This window comes from Streptomyces lydicus (assembly GCF_000717345.1).
GTDB classification, from domain to species: Bacteria; Actinomycetota; Actinomycetes; order Streptomycetales; family Streptomycetaceae; genus Streptomyces; species Streptomyces lydicus.
Genome location: NZ_JNZA01000022.1, coordinates 21,232 through 38,136 on the forward strand (window position 1 = coordinate 21,232; position 16,905 = coordinate 38,136).

Annotated in this window: 12 protein-coding genes; 3 read left to right on the top strand and 9 right to left on the bottom strand. The window is 68.8% G+C overall.

Annotated features, from left to right (window positions below):
• Nucleotides 1-229: 229 nt before the first annotated feature.
• From OO62_RS21415 to OO62_RS21425, 3 genes are all read left to right on the top strand, one after another.
• A complete protein-coding gene (locus tag OO62_RS21415) occupies nt 230-1,450 on the top strand; it encodes a thiolase family protein (protein WP_033269132.1) in 1,221 nt (406 codons plus the stop codon).
• Nucleotides 1,447-3,582 carry a 3-hydroxyacyl-CoA dehydrogenase NAD-binding domain-containing protein gene (locus tag OO62_RS21420; protein ID WP_033269133.1) on the top strand — a complete coding sequence of 712 codons (2,136 nt, stop codon included), beginning with the start codon at nt 1,447-1,449 and terminating at the stop codon, nt 3,580-3,582. The genes OO62_RS21415 and OO62_RS21420 overlap by 4 nt, the downstream gene beginning before the upstream one ends.
• An 88-nt stretch (nt 3,583-3,670) precedes the next feature.
• The gene (locus OO62_RS21425) at nt 3,671-4,096 is read left to right on the top strand and encodes a PIN domain-containing protein (RefSeq protein WP_033269134.1); all 426 of its coding nucleotides are present in this window, start codon (nt 3,671-3,673) and stop codon (nt 4,094-4,096) included.
• Nucleotides 4,097-4,174: 78 nt separating this feature from the next.
• Here the strand turns inward: OO62_RS21425 and OO62_RS21430 are convergent, their stop codons facing one another.
• From OO62_RS21430 to ngcE, 9 genes are all read right to left on the bottom strand, one after another.
• The gene (locus tag OO62_RS21430) at nt 4,175-5,701 is read right to left on the bottom strand and encodes an amino acid permease (protein WP_051733488.1); all 1,527 of its coding nucleotides are present in this window, start codon (nt 5,699-5,701) and stop codon (nt 4,175-4,177) included.
• A gap of 195 nt (nt 5,702-5,896) precedes the next feature.
• Nucleotides 5,897-7,858: a 1-deoxy-D-xylulose-5-phosphate synthase gene (gene dxs / locus OO62_RS21435; RefSeq protein WP_033269135.1), complete on the bottom strand. Its 1,962-nt coding sequence runs from the start codon at nt 7,856-7,858 to the stop codon at nt 5,897-5,899.
• Between the two features lie 386 nt (nt 7,859-8,244).
• Nucleotides 8,245-9,570 (bottom strand): sugar ABC transporter permease, encoded by a 1,326-nt coding sequence (locus OO62_RS21440; protein WP_033269136.1) that lies wholly within the window; start codon nt 9,568-9,570, stop codon nt 8,245-8,247.
• Complete coding sequence (locus OO62_RS21445; RefSeq protein ID WP_077193766.1) at nt 9,567-10,367, bottom strand: ATP-binding cassette domain-containing protein; 801 nt, start codon at nt 10,365-10,367, stop codon at nt 9,567-9,569. Before OO62_RS21445 ends, OO62_RS21440 begins: the two co-directional genes overlap by 4 nt.
• A 163-nt stretch (nt 10,368-10,530) precedes the next feature.
• On the bottom strand, nt 10,531-11,625 hold the full coding sequence (locus OO62_RS21450) for a substrate-binding domain-containing protein (protein WP_033269138.1): 1,095 nt from the start codon (nt 11,623-11,625) through the stop codon (nt 10,531-10,533).
• A gap of 140 nt (nt 11,626-11,765) precedes the next feature.
• Nucleotides 11,766-12,965 (bottom strand): ROK family transcriptional regulator, encoded by a 1,200-nt coding sequence (locus OO62_RS21455; protein WP_033269139.1) that lies wholly within the window; start codon nt 12,963-12,965, stop codon nt 11,766-11,768.
• 312 nt (nt 12,966-13,277) lie between these two features.
• Nucleotides 13,278-14,207 carry a carbohydrate ABC transporter permease gene (locus OO62_RS21460; protein WP_033269140.1) on the bottom strand — a complete coding sequence of 310 codons (930 nt, stop codon included), beginning with the start codon at nt 14,205-14,207 and terminating at the stop codon, nt 13,278-13,280.
• A 12-nt stretch (nt 14,208-14,219) separates the two neighbouring features.
• On the bottom strand, nt 14,220-15,143 hold the full coding sequence (locus OO62_RS21465; protein WP_033269141.1) for a carbohydrate ABC transporter permease: 924 nt from the start codon (nt 15,141-15,143) through the stop codon (nt 14,220-14,222).
• Nucleotides 15,144-15,184: 41 nt separating this feature from the next.
• Nucleotides 15,185-16,621, bottom strand: coding sequence for an N-acetylglucosamine/diacetylchitobiose ABC transporter substrate-binding protein (gene ngcE / locus OO62_RS21470; protein ID WP_033269142.1), 1,437 nt, complete (start codon nt 16,619-16,621; stop codon nt 15,185-15,187).
• Nucleotides 16,622-16,905 lie beyond the last annotated feature (284 nt).

Below are 16,905 nucleotides of genomic sequence, written 5' to 3' on the forward strand. Positions count from 1 at the left end.
GAATAGGGCCATTTACGCCAAGACCCGACGGTATTCGGCCCATTTCGATCGACCGGGCTCGTCGCTCACGCCGTCACCACGGGGCTGTCCGCGCCTCCGTCCGGTGTGACCTTCACCGCTCCGGCCGGTGGGGGTGTGCAGCTTGGTTACCCGTAAGTAGCATGTCGGTGTGAAGCGTCCCTGGGGGCGCCACGCAGCAGTGCCACCCCGCACCTGGAGGAGAGCCAACGTGCCTCGTACCGCTAGGGACGTCGTCTTCGTCGACGGCGTCCGCACCCCGTTCGGCAAGGCGGGCCCGAAGGGCATCTACCACGAGACCCGCGCCGACGATCTCGTCGTGAAGGCCATCCGGGAGCTGCTGCGCCGCAACCCGGATCTGGACCCCGCGAAGATCGACGAGGTCGCCATCGCCGCCACCACGCAGATCGGCGACCAGGGCCTGACCATCGGCCGCACCGCCGGCATCCTCGCGGGCCTGCCGCAGTCCGTGCCCGGCTACTCCATCGACCGCATGTGCGCCGGCGCGCTGACCGCCGTGACGACCACCGCGGGCTCCATCGCCTTCGGCGCGTACGACGCCGTCATCGCGGGCGGTGTCGAGCACATGGGCCGTCACCCCATGGGTGAGGGCGTCGACCCCAACCCGCGGTTCGTCTCCGAGAAGCTCGTCGACGAGTCGGCCCTGTTCATGGGCATGACCGCGGAGAACCTCCACGACCGCTACCCGCACATCACCAAGCAGCGCGCCGACGAGTACGCCGTGCGCTCGCAGGAGAAGGCGGCGAAGGCGTACGCGAACGGGAAGATCCAGCAGGACCTGGTCCCGATCTCGGTGCGCAACACCAACGCCGAGGTCGGCGAGACCGGTTGGGGTCTGGTGACCGCTGACGAGCCGATGCGTCCGGGGACCACCCTGGAGAACCTCGCCGGGCTGAAGACCCCGTTCCGCACGCACGGGCGGGTCACGGCCGGTAACGCCGCGGGGCTCAACGACGGCGCCACCGCCTCGATCATCGCCTCCGAGGACTTCGCCCGGGAGAACGGCCTCCCCGTCAAGATGCGCCTCGTGTCGTACGCCTTCGCCGGCGTCGAGCCGGAGGTCATGGGCTACGGCCCGATCCCGGCGACCGAGAAGGCGCTCGCCAAGGCCGGCCTGGGCATCGGCGACATCGGCCTGTTCGAGGTCAACGAGGCGTTCGCCGTGCAGGTGCTCGCCTTCCTCGACCACTACGGCATCGCCGACGACGACGCGCGGGTCAACCAGTACGGCGGCGCCATCGCCTTCGGTCACCCGCTGGCCTCCTCCGGTGTCCGGCTGATGACCCAGCTGGCCCGCCAGTTCGAGGAGCAGCCGCAGGTCCGCTACGGCTTGACCACCATGTGCGTCGGCTTCGGCATGGGCGCGACGGTCATCTGGGAGAACCCGCACTTCGACGGAGGCAACAAGTGAGCACCACCACCACCGCCGAACTCCTGAAGGGTGCGGCCGAGCTGTTCCCCGACGAGGTCGTCACCCAGGCGCACGTCCGCCACCTCGACCTGCCGTACGGCGCGGGCAAGTTCGCCCTGATCACGCTGGACAACGGCTTCGACCACACCAAGCCGACCACCTTCGGCCCGGGCTCGCTCGCGAACCTCAACACCGCGCTCGACCAGGTCGAGAAGGAGGCCGCGGACGGCGACATCGTCGGCGTCGGCATCACCGGCAAGCCGTTCATCTTCGCGGTCGGCGCCGACCTCAAGGGCGTCGAGCTGCTGAAGCGGCACGAGGACGCGCTGGCCATCGGCAAGGGCGGCCACGAGGTCTTCAAGCGCCTCTCGGGCCTGGCCGTGCCGACGTTCGCGTACTACAACGGCGCCGCCATGGGCGGTGGCGTCGAGGTCGGTCTGCACTGCTCGTACCGCACGGTCTCCAAGGCGCTGCCGGCCTTCTCGCTGCCCGAGGTGTTCCTCGGTCTGGTTCCGGGCTGGGGCGGTTGTGCGCTGCTGCCGAACCTCATCGGCGCGGACAAGGCCGTCTCGGTCATCATCGAGAACTCGCTCAACCAGAACAAGCAGCTCAAGGGCCAGCAGGTCTTCGACCTCGGCATCGCGGACGCGCTCTTCGAGGGTGCGGACTTCCTGGAGCAGTCGCTGATCTGGACGGCGAACGTCCTCAAGGGCGACGTGACCGTCGAGCGCCCCGAGATCGACCGTGGCGAGTCCTGGGACCAGGCCGTCGCCAAGGGCCGCTTCATCGCCGACGGCAAGGTGCACGGCGCCGCCCCGGCCGCGTACCGCGCGCTGGACATCATCGCCGCCGCCAAGAGCGGTGACCTCCAGGCCGGGTTCGACGCCGAGGACCAGGCGCTCGCCGACCTGATCATGGGCGGCGAACTGCGCGCCGGTATCTACGCGTTCAACCTGGTGCAGAAGCGCGCCAAGCGGCCGGCCGGTGCGCCGGACAAGAACCTGGCGCGCCCGGTCACCAAGGTGGGCGTCGTCGGCGCCGGCCTGATGGCCTCTCAGCTCGCCCTGCTGTTCCTGCGCCGCCTGGAGGTGCCGGTCGTGCTGACCGACATCGACCAGGAGCGCGTCGACAAGGGCGTGGGCTACGTCCAGGCCGAGATCGACAAGCTGCTCGGCAAGGGCCGCATCAACCAGGACAAGGCCAACCGCCTCAAGGCCCTGGTGAGCGGTGTGCTGGACAAGGCCGAGGGCTTCTCCGACGCGGACTTCATCATCGAGGCGGTCTTCGAGGAGATCGGCGTCAAGCAGCAGGTGTTCGCCGAGGTCGAGGCCGTGGCGCCCGCGCACGCGATCCTCGCCACCAACACCTCCTCGCTGTCCGTCAGCGAGATGGCGTCGAAGCTCAAGCACCCCGAGCGGGTCGTGGGCTTCCACTTCTTCAACCCGGTCGCGATCCTGCCGCTGCTGGAGATCGTGCGCGGCGAGAAGACCGACGACGCCTCTCTGGCCACCGCCTTCGGTGTCGCCAAGAAGCTGAAGAAGACCGCGGTGCTGGTCAAGGACGCCCCGGCGTTCGTCGTCAACCGCATCCTGACCCGCTTCATGGGCGAGATCCAGAACGTCATCGACGAGGGCACCCCGGTCGAGACCGCCGAGAAGGCCATCGAGCCGCTCGGTCTGCCGATGTCGCCGCTGGTGCTGCTGGAGCTGGTCGGCCCGGCGATCGGCCTGCACGTCTCGGAGACCCTGAACCGCGCCTTCCCGGAGCGCTTCACGGTCTCCCCGAACCTCGCGGCCGTCGTCAAGGCGGGCAAGCGCGGCTTCTACGTCTACGACTCCGGCAAGCCGGAGCTGGACCCGGAGGTCGCCGCGCTCCTCAAGCAGGGCGATGTCGTCCTGACCGAGGAGCAGGTCCGCGACCGCGTGCTCGACGCCGTCGCCCAGGAGATCGGGCTGATGCTCGACGAGGGTGTCGTCGCCGAGGCGCAGGACATCGACCTGTGCCTGATCACCGGCGCCGGCTGGCCCTTCCACCTGGGCGGCATCACGCCGTACCTGGACCGTGAGGGCGTGTCGGAGCGGGTGACCGGCAAGAAGTTCCTGGCCCCCGGCGTGGCGAGCGTGCCCGCGTAACGCGGCGCCACTGCGGACACCAGGCGCGGGCCGGCTCGAAGGAGCCGGCCCGCGCTTTTCGTGTGCGCGGGCGTGGCAGGGTGGGGCCATGGATTCCTTGGTCATCGTCGATGCCGCGAACGTCGTCGGCTCGGTTCCCGACGGCTGGTGGCGGGACCGGCACGGCGCCGCGGAGCGACTCCGCGACGCGCTGCCCGGCTTCGTCACGGACGGGCTTCCCGGCCTGGTGGAACCGCCCCTGGAGATGGTGCTCGTGGTGGAGGGCGCGGCGCGCGCGGTGCAGTCCGTCGACGGCGTACGGGTGGTCCCGGCGGCCGGCAGCGGGGACGACCGGATCGTGGAGCTGGTGGCGCAGGAGTGCCGCGACCGGGACTGCCTGGTGGTCACCGCGGACCGCGAGCTGCGCGAGCGGGTGCAGGCGCTGGGCGCGCGGGTGACCGGGCCGCGGGCGGTGTGGGGGCGCGGGGGCGGCGGGCACGAGGGGCGCGCCGGGCAGCGCGACGACACGGCGTAGGGCGCCCGGGTACGCGCCGGCCCCGCACACCATGGCGTACGGGGCCGGTCAGGGGTGTAACGGAGGGGGCGTACGGGCTCAGCCCTTGCCCGCCTGCCGGCCGCGGAGGCCGAGCCGGCTGTGCGACCGCCCGTACACGAAGTAGACGCCGAAGCCGGCCACCATCCAGACCGCGAACCGCACCCAGGTCTCGGCGGGCAGATTGAGCATCAGCCACACCGACGCGCACACCGACAGCAGCGGCACCACCGGTACCCACGGGGTGCGGAAGGAACGCGGCAGATCGGGCCGGGAGCGGCGGAGCAGGATGACGCCGACGGCGACCACGACGAACGCGAACAGCGTGCCGATGTTGACCAGTTCGGCCAGTACGTCGATCGAGGTGAAGCCGGACACCACGGCAACGACGACGCCCAGTGCGATGGTCGACCGGTACGGCGTGCCGTACGTGGGGTGGGCGCGCGAGAAGACCCTCGGCAGCAGCCCGTCCCGGCTCATCGCGAAGAACACCCGGCTCTGGCCGAGCAGCAGGATCATGCAGACCGAGGTCAGTCCGACGGCGGCGCCGAAGCTGATGACATCCGCGAAGAAGGGGTGCCCGAGGTCCTTGAAGGCGTCGGCGAGCGGCGCGTCGGTGGAGAGCCTGGTGTACTTCTCCATGCCGGTCACGACGATCGACACGGCGACGTAGAGGATCGTGCAGATGGCCAGCGAGCCGAGGATGCCGCGCGGCACGTCGCGCTGCGGGTTGCGGGTCTCCTCGGCCGCGGTGGCCACGATGTCGAAGCCGATGAACGCGAAGAACACCACGGCGGCCGCGGCGAAGATGCCCATGGTGCCGAAGTTGGAGGGGGTGAAGCCGAAGATCAGCTCGGCGAGTGGCGCGGCCAGCCCGCCGCCGGACGCACTGGGCCGGCTGGGCGGCACGAACGGCTCGTAGTTGGCTCCGCTGATCAGGAAGGAGCCGGCGATGATGACCAGCAGGACGACGGTGACCTTGATCCCGACGACCACCGCGGTCACCCGCGAGGACAGCTTCATCCCGAGCACGAGGATGGCGGTCAGCGCCAGCACCAGGACGCAGGCGAGCAGGTCGAAGCCGACGTGCCCCTCGTGGGTGCCGGCCAGGGCGCCCGGCAGGTGCCAGCCGGCGGTGTCCAGCAGGGAGCGGATGTAGCCGGACCAGCCGACGGCGACCACCGCGCAGCCCAGCGCGAGTTCCAGGATGAGGTCCCAGCCGATGATCCAGGCCGGCAGTTCACCCAGCGAGGCGTACGAGAAGGTGTAGGCCGATCCGGCGACCGGAACGGTGGAGGCGAACTCCGCGTAGCACAGCGCCGCCAGCGCGCAGACCACGCCGGCGACGACGAAGGCCAGCGCGACGGCGGGCCCGGCCTGCTCCTTGGCGATCTTCCCGGTGAGGACGAAGATGCCGGTGCCGATGACGACCCCGACGCCGAAGACGGTGAGATCGAGCGCCGACAGGGACTTCTTGAGTGTGTGTTCCGGTTCCTCGGTGTCCAGGATCGACTGTTCGACCGTTTTCGTCCGGAACAGACCGCGATCGCGATGTGATTGGTGTGGTGTGCCGTGCTGTGTGCTCATGGGCGAACCTCCGCCTGGACGACCCTCGCAACTCTCCTGAACTGACCGAGTCTCCGCAATGTCGGGAAACAGTCAGCTTCGGCGGGCCTCCGGGCAGGGGTGATTCACCCGATGGAGTGTGGTCACCGGTATGCCGATGGGCCGGGCGGAACATCCGTACGGATGACCGCCCGGCCCATCGCCGGCGTGCGCCGATCAGTCGCGGGCGACCTCGGCCGGCTCCGCCGCGCCCTTGGTGTCGGCGGTCCCGGAGGCGTCCGCGGAGTCGTCGTACCGGCCGTCGATCTTGGCGACCAGGCCGGTCACCTGGCGGGCGATGTCCGGGGCGGTCAGCCCGATCTCCGCCATGACCTCCGCGCGCGAGGCGTGGTCGAGGAACCGCTCGGGGATGCCGAAGTCACGCAGCGGCAGGTCCACACCGGCGTCCCGCAGGGACTGCGCGACGGCCGAACCGACGCCACCCGCACGGGAGTTGTCCTCGACGGTGATCACCACGCGGTGCCGGGCGGCCAGGCCGGGCAGCGCCTCGTCGACCGGCTTGACCCAGCGCGGGTCCACGACGGTCGTCGAGATGCCCTGCTTGTCGAGGAGGCCGGCGATCTCCAGGCACATCGGGGCGAGCGCGCCGACGGAGACCAGCAGCACGTCCGGCCGCTTGACGCTCTCCGCGGGCTCGCGCAGCACGTCCATGCCGCCGACCCGGCGCACCGCCTCGACGGCCGGCCCCACCTTGCCCTTGGAGTAGCGCACGACGGTCGGCGCGTCCTTGACGTCGACGGCCTCGCGCAGCTGGGCGCGCACCTGGTCGGCGTCGCGCGGCGCGGCGATCCGCAGCCCCGGGACGACCTGCAGGAGGGACATGTCCCACATGCCGTTGTGCGAGGCGCCGTCGTCACCGGTCACGCCGGCCCGGTCGAGGACGAAGGTGACGCCGCACTTGTGCAGCGCGACGTCCATGAGGACCTGGTCGAAGGCGCGGTTGAGGAAGGTGGCGTAGACCGCGAAGACCGGGTGCAGACCGCCGGTGGCCAGGCCCGCGGCGGACGTCGCCGCGTGCTGCTCGGCGATGCCGACGTCGTAGACCCGGTCCGGGAACGCCTTGGCGAACTTGCCCAGGCCCACCGGCTGCAGCATCGCGGCGGTGATCGCCACGATGTCCTCGCGCTCCTGGCCCAGCTTGACCATCTCGTCGCCGAAGACGGAGGTCCAGCTGGCGCCGCCGGCGGACACCGGAAGGCCGGTGTCCGGGTGGATGACCCCGATGCCGTGGAAGCGGTCCGCCTCGTCCTGCTCGGCCGGCTTGTAGCCGCGGCCCTTCTCGGTGAGGCAGTGCACGATGACCGGGCCGCCGAAGCGCTTGGCGCGCTGGAGCGCGGACTCCAGGGCCACCAGGTCGTGGCCGTCGATCGGGCCGACGTACTTCAGGCCCAGGTCCTCGAACATGCCCTGCGGGGCGATGAAGTCCTTCAGGCCCTTCTTGGCGCCGTGCAGCGTCTCGTAGAGGGGTTTGCCGACGACTGGGGTGCGCTCCAGGATGTCCTTGCCGCGGGCGAGGAAGCGCTCGTAGCCGTCGGTGGTGCGCAGGGTGGCGAGGTGGTTGGCCAGGCCGCCGATGGTGGGCGCGTAGGAGCGCTCGTTGTCGTTGACGACGATGACGAGCGGGCGGTCCTTGGCGACCGCGATGTTGTTCAGCGCCTCCCAGGCCATTCCGCCGGTCAGCGCGCCGTCACCGATGACGGCGACGACGTGGTCGTCCTTGCCGCGCACCTGGTTCGCCTTCGCCAGACCGTCGGCCCAGCCCAGCACCGTCGAGGCATGACTGTTCTCGATGACGTCGTGCGCCGACTCCGCCCGCGAGGGGTAGCCGGACAGCCCGCCCTTGGCCCGCAGCCTGGAGAAGTCCTGACGGCCGGTGAGCAGCTTGTGCACGTACGACTGGTGGCCGGTGTCGAAGAGGACCCGGTCGTGGGGCGAGTCGAAGACCCGGTGCAGGGCGATGGTCAGCTCGACCACGCCGAGGTTCGGCCCGAGGTGTCCGCCGGTCTTGGAGACCGCGTCGACAAGGAAGGTACGGATCTCCCCCGCCAGCTGCTCGAGCTGCTCCGGGCCCAGACGGTCCAGATCGCGCGGTCCCCTGATGCGGGAAAGCAACGCCACCCCTGCCTCCTTGCTGCTGTGTCGTCGAGCTTGCTGCTGTGATCGAGCCTGCCGATCAGATGAGTCTAATGTTGCGTCCGCTGCGGCGACGCCCGGGCCTTGCGATGTATGTCACTCGGGTGACAGCGGCTTTCGGCCGCCCGCGCCCCGGCCGCACACACGGACGGCCCCCACCGGATCGAGCCGGTGGGGGCCGGTGCCGTCGGACGGGCTACGGGCGCGGGTCAGGCGCGCCCGGGGGCCGGGATGTCAGGTCGTCCGTCGGCGCTGCCGCAGTCGCACGACAGCCTGCGGTCAGGTGCGCCCCATGGCGCTGCCGCAGCCGAACGACAGCCTGCGGTCAGGTGCGCCTCATGGCGCTGCCGCAGTCGCACGACAGCCTGCGGTCAGGTGCGCCCAGCAGTTTTCTGGGTGCGCCGCGACACGGAGTCGATCACGACGGCGGCGAGCAGCACCGCGCCCGTGATCATGTACTGGATCTCGCTGGCCATACCGAGCAGGTTGAGGCCCTGCTGGATGGACTGGATGACCAGCATGCCCAGCAGCGCGGACCAGATCTTGCCGCGGCCGCCGAAGAGGCTGGTGCCGCCGATGACGGCCGCCGCGATGACGTTCATCAGGGTGTTGCCGGAACCGAGGTTCTTGGTGGCGCCACCGGAGAGGCTGGCGATGAACAGTCCGCCGAAGGCGGCGAGCATGCCGGAGATCGCGAACACGCTGATCCGGATCTTGTTCACGTTGATGCCGGCCCGGCGGGCCGCCTCGGCGTTGCCGCCGACCGCGAAGATCTGCCGGCCGTAGGAGGTACGGCGGACCACGAAATCGGCGATGACCAGCACCGCGAGGAACAGGACCAGCGCCAGCGGCAGGCCGCGGGCACCTTCCGGCTCGTTCAGGACGTAGGCGACCACGAAGGAGAGCACCGCGACCACACCGGTGCGCAGCAGGATCTCGCTCATCGGCCGGGAGGGCAGCGCGGCGGTCTTGCGGCGCTTGCTGTCCAGCAGCTGGGAGGCGGCGTACGCGAGCACCGCGACCAGCGCGAGGCCGTACGCGGCGGCCTTGTCCTCGAAGTAGTAGCCGGTGAGGTTCTCCACCACGCTGCCGCTGGGCGTGTTGATGGAGCCTTCCTTGCCCATCATCCAGATCTGCAGACCGCTCCAGCCGAGGAAACCGGCCAGGGTGACGACGAAGGCCGGCACACCGATCTTGGCGAAAAAGAATCCGTGCAGGGCGCCGATGGCCACGCCCGCCACGACGGCGATCAGGACCGCGAGCCAGTCGTTGACGCCGTGGGTGACGCTGAGCACGGCCCAGACGGCCGCGCCGACGCCCGCGACGGAACCGACGGAGAGGTCGATCTCGCCGAGCAGCAGTACGAACACGATGCCGACGGCCATGATGCCGAGGCCCGAGGTGTAGACACCGATGTTCGCGAGGCTGTCCGCGGACAGGAAGCTGCTGTTCTTGAGCTGGAAGACGACCGCGATGACGATCAGGCCGATGACGACCGGCAGCGAGCCGAGCTCACCGCCGCGCACCCGGCGCTTGAAGTCGTTGAGGTAGCCGGCGAAGCCCTGCTCGCGGACGAGCAGCCGGGGGTCGACGGCGGCCGGCTGGGTGGCGTCGGCGGCGGGCTGAGGGGCGTCGGCGGCGGCCCCTTCGGCCGCTGCGGTCTCCTCGTCGGCGGGCTGCTTGGTGAGGTCACTCACGCGCCGACCTCCTTCTTCACCTGGTCCGTGCGCGCCTTGCGGCGGGTCACGGCGTTGTCCGAGGCGCCGGTGATCGCGGCGATGATCTCTTCGTGGGAGGTGCCCTCGACGTCGAAGACACCGTTGTTGCGGCCCAGCCGCAGCACCGCGACCCGGTCCGCGACGGCCTGCACATCGGCCATGTTGTGGCTGATGAGGATGACGCCCAGGCCGCGCTCCCGCAGCCGCTCGACCAGGTCGAGGACCTGCGCGGTCTGCTCGACGCCGAGGGCGGCGGTGGGCTCGTCGAGGATGACGACCTTCGGGTCACCGATCAGCGCGCGGGCGATGGCCACCACCTGGCGCTGGCCTCCGGAGAGCGCGGCGACCGGGATCCGGACGCTGGGGATGCGGATGGACAGCGTGTCCAGCAGCTCCTTGGCGCGCTTCTCCATGGCGATCTCGTCCAGGACACCGACGGTGCGGGTCTCGTTGCCGAGGAAGAGGTTGGCAACCACGTCGAGGTTGTCGCACAGCGCGAGGTCCTGGTAGACGGTGGCGACGCCGAGCTGCTGGGCGTCGTGCGGCTTGTTGATGTGGACCGCCTCGCCCTCCCACTCGAGGGTGCCGTCGTCGACCGGGTGGACGCCCGAGATGGTCTTGACCAGGGTGGACTTGCCGGCGCCGTTGTCGCCCACGAGGGCGACCACCTCACCGGGGTGGATCTCCAGGGTGACGTCCGTGAGTGCTTGGACGGCGCCGAACCGCTTGGAGACTCCGCGCAACGCCAGCACAGGCGTAGCGGACACGTGAATCATCTCCTTCGCCGCCGTCACAACGGCGGGGATGGTGGTGCGAAGAGCGGGGGCTCTGCGAAGTGGGGTGGCCGGGCGGCCCGCGCCCGGGACGGGGCGGCGCGGGCCGCGGCCGGAAGGGGCCGGGGGGCCGGGGGCCGGCGGCGGGGAGCCGGCGGCCGGGGCCTTACTTGATGCCGGCCGCCTCGCATGCCTTCTTGACGTCGCCGGTGCAGATCTGGCTCGCCGTGTAGACCTTGTCCTTGATGATCGTGGAGGCGATGTTGTCCTTGGTCACGATCTGCGCGTCGTAGAGCTTCGCGGGGATGCCCTTGACCTCGCCGCTGAGGCTGTCGACCTTGGTGGACGTCAGGGAGTCGATCTTCTCGCCCTTGAGCAGCTTGACCGCGATCTCGGCGGTGGAGTCGGCCTGCGGCTTGATCTGCTTGTAGATCGTGAACGCCTGCTCGCCCTTGAGGAGGCGCTGCAGGCCCGCCAGCTCGGCGTCCTGGCCGCCGACCGGGACCTTGACGCCCTTCTGCTTGAGGGCGGTGATGATGCCGCCGGCCATGCCGTCGTTGCCGGAGTAGACGCCCTGGAAGCCGTCCTTGCCGAGCGAGTCGAGGGCCGCGCCCATCTTGCGGTTGGCCTCGTCCGAGGACCAGTCCGGGATGTCCTGCTCGTACGCGATCTTCTTGACCTGCTTGTCGAGGACGCTGTGGGCGCCCTTCTTGAAGAACGGCATGTTCGGGTCGGTCGGCGAGCCGTTGATCATGACGACCTTGCTGTCCTTGGCCTTGTCGCCGAGCGCCTTGACCAGCGCCTGGCCCTGCAGGCGGCCGATCTTCTCGTTGTCGTAGGAGACATAGGCCGAAATATTGCCCTCGGCCAGTCGGTCGTAGGCGATGACCTTGACGCCCTTCTTGGCGGCCTGGTTCACCCACGACTTGGTCGCCTTGAAGTCGACCGCGTCCAGAATGATCACCTTCACGCCCTGGGTGATCAGCGCGTCGAACTGCTTCTTCTGGGTCTCGGTCTCCTGCGCCGCGTTGTTGTACTTGACCGTGCAGTCGCTGCACAGCTGCTTGATCTTCGCCTCCATCAGCGGACGGTCGAAGGTCTCGTAACGCGTGGTCTTGTTCTCCGGCAGGAGCAGGCCGATGGTCTTGTTGTCGCCACCGCCGGCCTTCGCTCCGTCGCCGGCCTTGCCGCAGGCGGCCACGGAGAGCGCCATCGAGACAGCAGCGGTGCCTATGACGACGCGACGCGTCCAAACGTTCATTGGGGTTGCCTCCCTGACGAGGCCGCGTCGTTGCGGCCGAGGTGGCTGGAAGTCAACTCGGCCGCCAGCCGACCGTCAAGGAGTAAATCCTTAACGAGATGACAACGGTGCCATGCGTTAGCTGCGTGAACGCAGCGCGCTCATGCCGGGGTGGGTGCGTCCACGCCCTGTACGCCGCCGAGCAGGGTCGAATCGCCCATCTCGCTCAGCACCAGCGCCAGCGCGCCCAGCACCTCGGCCCGGCCGCCGAGCGTGCCGGTGACGATGCCCAACTGCCGTGCCGCGCTGGGGATCGCGTACCGCGACACCGACTCCCGGATCGGCGCGAGCACCAGCTCCCCGGCATCGGCGAGATCCCCGCCGAGCACCACTCGGCTGGGATTGAGCAGATTGCACAGATTCGCCACACCGCTACCGATATGACGTCCTACGTCCGCGATCACTCGCCGGCACCCCGGGTCCCCCTCACGGGCCAGCTGGACCACCCGCGCCATGGTCAGGTCCTGGCCGTGACTCGGCTGGAGCAGCGGCAGGACGTACCGGGCCGCGGTGAAGGTCTCCAGGCAGCCGCGGTTCCCGCAGCGGCACACCGGGCCGGACTCGTCCAGCGTGATGTGCCCGATCTCGCCCGCGGTGCCGCCCGGTCCGCGGTAGATCTGCCCGCTGATCACCAGGCCGGCGCCGACACCGCTGGCGACCTTGATGTACGCCAGGTCGGCGGCCCCGCGGCCGCCGCCCCACACCAGCTCGCCGAGCGCGCCGAGGTTGGCGTCGTTGTCGACGTGGACCGGCACCCCGAGGCGCCCGGACAGCTCCTCGCCGGGGTTCGTCCCCGACCAGCCCGGCAGGATCGCGGTCGAGCCCAGCGTCCCGGATTCCACATCGATGGGTCCCGGCACGCCCAGGCCGACGCCGATGACCTTGCCCGGACCGATGCCGATCGCCTCGATCAGCCGGTTGACCAGCACTTCCGCCCGGTCGAAGCCCTCGGCGGCCGAGGCGTCCACATCGATCGGCTCGGCCTCCTCGGCGAGCACCTGGTGGGCGAGGTTGCCGACCGCCACCCGCAGGTGGGAGTGGCCGAAATCGACGCCCACGACGATCCCCGCGTCACCGGAGAGCGACACGCTGCGCGCCCGCCGTCCGCCGGCCGAGGTCGGGGTGACCTCAACGGTCCCGCCGTCCTTCAGTTCGCGAACGATATTGGAGACGGTGGCCGCGGACAGCCCCGTGCTCCGGGCGATCTCCGCCTGTGTGAGTGAGCCCGCCATACGCACCGCGCGCACGACCCGCTCCAGATTGGCCCGGTGCAGCGAGGACTGCGAGCCCGGAGTCTCCATCGACTCATCCACTCCCGTCTGGGGCCCGGGGCACCTCCCAGCAGCGGCTGGGGGAGGTACCACGACCGCCCACCGGCCGCACCCACGCCTTCGGGGGGCGGCCCTCGATTCAACATGTGAACTCTAAGCAGAACGCCAGCCGGGAAGTCTCGTCAAGGCGTTGAGCCCCCATGATCGGATCGGCCGGTGGGGAAACCGGGACGGGTCGGCTCCGTCACCGCGGAGCCGACCCGGGGGACGCGTGGAACGCGCCCGGAGGAAGGTGCCGGGGCGGCGCGGGACGACCGGCGCCCCGTGCCGGCGGTCCCGGCCCTACTTGATCGCGCCGGCCGTCAGTCCCGCCTGCACCTGCCGCTGGAAGATGAAGTACACGATCAGCACCGGCAGCATCGCGATCATCATGCCGGCCATCAGCCCGCCCCAGTCGCCCTCGTAGCCCTGCTGGAGCGCGATGTTGGCCAGGCCCTGGGTCAACACGTACTTGTCCTCGTCCTGGTTGAGGACCATCGGGAGCAGGTACTGGTTCCACTGCCCCAGGAAGTTGAAGATGCCGACGCTGATCAGGCCGGGCTTGGCCATCGGCAGCATCACCTGGAAGAACGTCCTGGCGTGCGAGGCACCGTCGATCATCGCCGCCTCCGCCACCGAGCTCGGCAGGGTGCGGAAGAAGGAGGTCATGAAGAAGACGGTGAACGGCAGCGAATAGGCGATGTAGACCGCGATCAGGCCCTGGTACGTGGCGAGCAGCGGAATGCCGGGGAAGTCCCGCATCACGAAGAACAGCGGGATGACCAGCATGAAGACCGGGAAGGACATGCCGGCGACGAACAGGTAGTAGATGAAGCGGTTTCCGGGGAAGGTGAACCGCGCCAGTACGTAACCCGCCATGGAGCCGAGCACCATCGTGCCGGTGACCGAACCACCCACCACGATCAGGGTGTTGAGGAACATCTTGCCGATGTTCGCCTTGTCCCAGGCATTGACCCAGTTCTCGAAGTGCAGCTTGTCCGGCAGCGACCAGGGCGTGGTGAGAATGTCGCCGCTGCTCTTGAACGAGCTCCACAGCACCCACAGCAGCGGCATGCCCACCATCAGCGCCCACACGACCAGCATGCCGTGCGAGAAGACATTGAGTACGCCGCCCTCGGCGCGCCCGCGGGACGTCCCGGCGTTCTTCCGGCCGGCGGAGGGCTGCCCGCCGGCCGCCGGCAGCTTCTCCACCGGGTTGGTTTGTGTCGTCATGCGCCCCTGCCCCTAGAACTCGATCCGCTCACGGCGCGCGAAGCGCATCGTGAGAACGGCGAACAACAGCGTGACGACGAGCATGGCGACACCCATCGCCGCCGCATAGCCGAACTGGCTGTCGCGGAAAGCGGTTTGGTACAGCCGGAGCGGTACGACGTCGGTGGCGCCGTCCGGGCCGCCCATGTTGACCGACATGATCTGCACCAGTGCGAAGGCGTCCATCGCGATGATGCCCATATAGACCCAGCCCGTCTGCACGGTGTCCCACAGCAGCGGAAGGGTGATCCGGAAGAAGGTGTGCAGGCGGTTCGCGCCGTCCAGCAGGGACGCCTCGTAGATCTCCCGGGGAATGGAGGCCATGGCGGCGGAGAAGAGCACGACGTAGAAGCCGACATTCGCCCAGACCATCACCACCATGATGCAGGCCAGGGCGATGCTGCGCTCACCGAGCCAGGAGCTCTGCAGCGAATCCAGACCGAGGGAGCCGAGCAGCGAGTTGAGCATGCCGTCGTGCGGGTCGGGATTGTAGATGTTGAACCAGATCACCGAGATGATGGTGATCGAGATGACCTGCGGGAAGAAGTAGACGAATTTGTAGAAGGACGCCCCGCGGACGCCGGTGATGACCGCGCCGCGGCGGGCCCGTCCGCCGACGTTCAGCATGAAGGCGAAGAACAGCCCCAGCGCCAGGGTGGCGATCGGGACCAGCACCAGCATGATGACGTTGTGCTTGAGGGCGTTCCAGAACTCGTCGCTGTGGAGCAGCTTTCCGTAGTTGTCCAGACCGATGCTCTTGGCGGTGCCGCGCAGACCACTCCATTCCGTGGTCGAGATCTGGAATGCCTGGACGAACGGTGAGATCACGAAGATCGCGTAGATCAGCAAAGGCAGGGCCAGGAACCCCACGATGAATCGGTACTTGCCGTGTCGCATGGTGCTCCCCGGCCCTCCCTCGTCGAGCGGTGGCGGCTCGGTCAGCCCTCGCGGTGGAACTTGGTCACGGAGTCGTCCTTGGCGAATTCGTCCGCGTACTGCTGGGCCTTCTTGATCCACTCCGCGGCCTTCAGGTCACCGGTCAGCAGCTGACTGGTGAGTCCGCCCAGCTTCTCGTCCGTCAGCTTCGGGTACCACTCCTGCAACTGGATCATGAGCAGGTTCTGGCCACCCTCCTTGACGACCTTGGCGGCCGAGGAGAGACCGGGCGAGAGCTGCATTCCGTCGGTCGCGCCCTGCACGGAGGTGAGCGATTTGACCTTCGTCGCGAAATTCTGCGAGTGCTTCTTGGACAGCAGAATGCGCAGCATTTCCATTCCGCCGACCGGGTTCTTGCCGCCCTTGGCCACGATGAAGGGCTCGCTGGGCTCCGCGCGTACGGTGCCGTGCGGCATCTTGTCGCCGCTGCCGCCGTTGAACAGCGGGCCGACGGCCATGTCGAAGTCCTTGGGCGTGGTCGGCGCGGCCTCGTTCTCCACCCACGAGCCGTTGGGGATGAAGACGGCCTTGCCGCGGGTCCAGGCGGTCTGCGACTGAATGTGCGTCAGGCCCTGGCTGCCCTGGAGGAAGTAGCCCTTGGCGGCCAGTTCCTCATAGTGCTCGACGACCTGCTTGACCGCGTCGTTCGAGGTCCACGCCTTGGGTTCCAGATTGTCGATGGCGATCCACTTGTCGAGCCCGCCGATCTTGGCGATCTGCGAGAACAAATTGAAGTGGACGTAGTAGGGGTACTTGCCCGGGTAGGTCCAGGGCGCGACGCCCGCCTTCTTGATCTCGGCGCAGAGCTTGACCATGTCGTCCAGCGAGGCCGGGTACTCCCAGCCCTTGTCCTTCAGCAGCTTGTTGGAATACCAGGAGCCGTAGACGGTGAACGCGTAGTAGAGAACGTCGAACGCGTCCTTGTGCTTGCCCTTTTCCAGGGTGCTGGGGTAGAGCGTGTCCCGGACCTTCTTCTTCGGGTCGTCCAGCGACGGCGCATCGAGGAGTGGCGTCAGGTCCTGCAACTGGCCCTGTGCGGACAGCTTGTTCATGTCCAGGTGATCGGCCCCGGAGTTGTCGATGAGGTCCGGGGGATTGCCGCCGGCGAAACGCGGCTGAAGCTTCGGGCCGACCTGCTGGGTACCGGTGTGCTTGACCGTGACGCCATAGGTCTTGTTGTAGTCGGCCTCGGCGTCCTTCGCGTACTGGTCCCCCAGTCCGCCCTTGAAGATGAACGCCTCCATCGCGACGCCCTTTTTCACACCGAGCGGGTTCTTCGCCGAGGTCGCGCCCTTGTTCTTGGTGCCGTTGTCCGCGTCCCCGCCGCCGCCTCCGGTGGCACACGCCGAGAGCGTTCCCATTGCCGGTACGGCGATGATGCCCAGGGCCGCGGCCCGCTTGACCAGATCACGACGGTTGAATTCTGAGGTGGATCCCATGCTCAAGTCCTCGCCTTCTTCAGGACTCAGGCGGTGTACCGGAGCCACCCCGGCACCGCGGGTCAGATGAAGCTGAGTTGTACGGGATGTGCACCGGGCGCGCTGGAGAAATGCGGCGGATTCACGCGTTCCGCATCTTCCCCCCGGTTCCCCGCGACCTGGGTCGTACGGCCGCTCGGACGCCGACAGGTATAGTCCACTTCCCGTAGCAGGGGCAAGATCGAATGCAGGGTTGGACGGCAGTCTTTCCCTAGTTGAGACCTCCCCGACATGCGGGGGATCTA